Raw genomic sequence first — 656 nt, 5'->3', positions numbered from 1 at the left:
GGCGCCTTCGCCACCGTCACCGGCCCACATACCGAGGATGTCGCGATGCCCGTCGACGGTGACCGCGAGGGCGATGTAGACCGGCCGGTTCGCGACCTGCCCATCCCGAATCTTCACGTTGATCGCATCCACAAAAATGACTGGATATACCGGGTCGAGAGGCCGGTTCTGCCATTCGGCCATGCCGTCCATCACCCGGTCGGTGATCCGTGAGATGGTCTCCTTCGACACCTGCGCGCCGTAGATTTCGGCCAGGTGCGCGGACACCTCCCCGGTCGTGAGCCCCTTCGCCGTCAACGACACCACCAGGTCGTCAACACCGGTCAACCGGCGCTGATGCTTACGCACCAACTTCGGCTCGAACGACCCGTCCCGGTCCCGAGGCACCACGATCGGCACCGGACCAGCCTCGGTCAACACCGTCTTGCCCCGGACACCGTTGCGGGAGTTGCCGCCATCGCGGCCCATCGGCTCGTGTCTGTCGTAGCCGAGGTGCTCACTCATCTCCGCTTCGAGACCGGTCTCGATCACCAGCTTCGTCAGCTTCTGGAGCAGGCCGTCCGGACCCAGCAGACTGGTACCCGCCGTGTCGGCCCGCGCCACGAGCAGCTGCGCCAACTGCTCATCACTCGCCGGCGTCGCCTCGACTGTGGAGT

1 protein-coding gene is annotated in these 656 nt (G+C 65.7%); it reads right to left on the bottom strand.

Annotation, left to right across the window (positions count from 1 at the left end):
* The coding region (locus Pma05_RS42165) for an IS256 family transposase (RefSeq protein ID WP_239314208.1) at nucleotides 1-618 on the bottom strand (618 nt) is incomplete at its 3' end.
* Between the last annotated feature and the right edge of the window lie 38 nt (nucleotides 619-656).

The organism is Plantactinospora mayteni (assembly GCF_016862935.1).
GTDB classification, from domain to species: Bacteria; Actinomycetota; Actinomycetes; order Mycobacteriales; family Micromonosporaceae; genus Plantactinospora; species Plantactinospora mayteni.
This window is presented reverse-complemented; position numbering and strand designations above follow the sequence as displayed.